At 62.6% G+C, this 2270-nt stretch carries 2 protein-coding genes and 1 pseudogene; 2 read left to right on the top strand and 1 reads right to left on the bottom strand.

All coding sequences use genetic code 11. The annotated features are described in order from the left end of the window. Both QJT78_RS50375 and QJT78_RS50370 read left to right on the top strand, forming a co-directional pair. Window positions 1-712 (top strand): GDP-mannose 4,6-dehydratase (locus QJT78_RS50375; RefSeq protein ID WP_281460836.1); only part of this gene is annotated, 712 nt, incomplete at its 5' end. Further along, window positions 684-1673, top strand: coding sequence for a GDP-L-fucose synthase (locus tag QJT78_RS50370; RefSeq protein WP_281460835.1), 990 nt, complete (start codon window positions 684-686; stop codon window positions 1671-1673). The genes QJT78_RS50375 and QJT78_RS50370, both read left to right, overlap by 29 nt. Window positions 1674-1860: 187 nt before the next feature. On the opposite strand, the pseudogene QJT78_RS50365 reads toward QJT78_RS50370, so the two are convergent. Then, window positions 1861-2163, bottom strand: a pseudogene (locus tag QJT78_RS50365) (single-stranded DNA-binding protein); the annotation flags it as partial. Window positions 2164-2270 lie beyond the last annotated feature (107 nt).

The raw sequence follows: 2270 nt of genomic DNA, 5'->3' as shown, positions 1-2270 counted from the left end.
CCTCGGCATGGAGAAGGAGACGCGGTTCTACCAGGCCTCGACCTCCGAGCTCTACGGCCTGGTGCAGGAGATCCCGCAGAAGGAGACGACGCCGTTCTATCCGCGCTCGCCCTACGGCGTCGCCAAGCTCTACGGCTACTGGATCACGGTGAACTACCGCGAAGCCTACGGCATGTTCGCGTCGAACGGCATCCTGTTCAACCATGAGAGCCCGATCCGCGGCGAGACCTTTGTGACCCGCAAGATCACCCGCGGCGTCGCGCGGATCGAGGTCGGGCTGGAACAGACGCTCTATCTCGGCAATCTCGAAGCCAAGCGCGACTGGGGTCATGCGAAGGACTATGTCGAGGGCATGCACAAGATCCTGCAGGCCGACAAGCCCGACGACTTCGTGCTCGCCACCGGCGAGATGCGCTCGGTGCGCGAGATGGTCGAGCTGTCCTTTGCCCATGTCGGCCGCCGCATCGCATGGCGCGGCGAGGGCGTCGAGGAGACCGGCGTCGATGAGACGAGCGGCAAGACCGTGGTGAAGATCGATCCGACCTATTTCCGTCCGACCGAGGTCGATCTCCTCGTCGGCGACGCCAGCAAGGCGCGCGAGGTGCTCGGCTGGACGCCGAAGCGCAGCTTCGCCCAGCTGGTCGAGGAGATGATGGCGAGCGACCTGGCGGAGGCAAAACGGGATGCGGCCAGTGGCAAACGCACCGTTTGAGCTGAGGGGCAAAAGCGTCTATGTCGCCGGCCATCGCGGCATGGTCGGAGCCGCGCTGCTGCGCCGGCTGGCGCGGGAGGACGTGCGGCTCGTCACGGTCGACCGGCGCGAGGTCGATCTCTGCAACCAGGCCGCCGTGTTCGACTGGTTCGCGAAAGCGCGGCCGCAAGTGATCTTCCTCGCCGCGGCCAAGGTCGGCGGCATCGTCGCCAACAACACGCTGCGCGCCGAGTTCATCTACGACAACATCGCGATTGCCGCCAACGTGATCCAGGCCGCGCATCTCAACGGCGCCGAGAAGCTGATGTTTCTGGGCTCGTCCTGCATCTATCCGAAACTGGCGCCGCAGCCCTTGCGCGAGGATTCGGTGCTATCAGGCCCGCTGGAGCCGACCAACGAGCCCTATGCGATCGCCAAGATCGCCGGCATCAAGATGGCGGAGGCCTATCGCAGCCAGTATGGCAGCGACTTCATCAGCGTGATGCCGACCAATCTGTACGGGCCCGGCGATAATTATCACCCCGAGCTGAGCCACGTCGTCGCCGCCCTGATCCGCCGCTTCCACGAGGCGAGGGTTTCGGGAGCAAAGAGCGTCATCGTGTGGGGCACCGGCACGCCGCGGCGCGAGTTCCTCTATGTCGACGACATGGCGGATGCCTGCGTGCACCTGATGAAGACCTATTCGAGCGGGGAGCTGGTCAACATCGGCACCGGCGAGGACATCACCATCGCCGAGTTCGCGCGCGTGGTGGCCGCCATCGTCGGCTACGGCGGCGAGATCAGTTTCGACACCTCGCGCCCCGACGGCACACCGCGCAAATTGCTAGACGTCAGCCGGCTCAAGGGGCTCGGCTGGCGTGCGAAAACCTCGCTTGAGGATGGAATTCGGCGCGCTTACGAGTCCTATTTGTCCAAAACGTCTTCACCGGCGCTTTCTGCGCTCAAGTACTTTGAAAGCTGAGCAGTTCGGATCAGCTGTAGTCCGCACAAGCGATGGTGATCATTACACTTCCGAGCTGATCGACTGACTGTCAGGCTAAGAAGGCATTGAGCAGATATTCGTTTGCAAGCAGCGCAGAATTGGGGGCTATCCTTCTTTGATAATCGTGGCAATCCGAACCAGCATGCATGCGGCATCGTAGAGTCGTCTAACCTCGTAGACGAGTTGCTCGATATCCATTGAGACCCGTGGCCTCCAGCCGGGCCTGCGATGAAGCATCATAAGTGGCCGTGCTTGGCTTCGCGGGATCATGAACGGGACTAGCCGCCCATAACTCGCTGGCAACAGGCAAGGGCGATATATGCATATCCACCCACCATGCCTTTTCGTTCCCGTGCCGGTGGAGAGCCTGGTGGTGAGAGCGGCATAACGGGACGGTGAATTCGTCGCTGACCTTGCGCCCCAATGTTCGCGGCTGGGCGAACTTGAGGTGGTGGGCGTCGGACGGAGAGCTATGGCGGAATCTGGGTGATGACGGTGTGAGGAAGGCGGCGTATCGAGGCGGGTGACGAGCCTGCCAGAACCTCTCGAGGAGAGCGATACGCCATGACCGAGACT

Source organism: Bradyrhizobium sp. Mp27 (genome assembly GCF_029953005.1).
In the GTDB taxonomy this organism is placed as follows: Bacteria; Pseudomonadota; Alphaproteobacteria; order Rhizobiales; family Xanthobacteraceae; genus Bradyrhizobium; species Bradyrhizobium barranii.
This window is presented reverse-complemented; position numbering and strand designations above follow the sequence as displayed.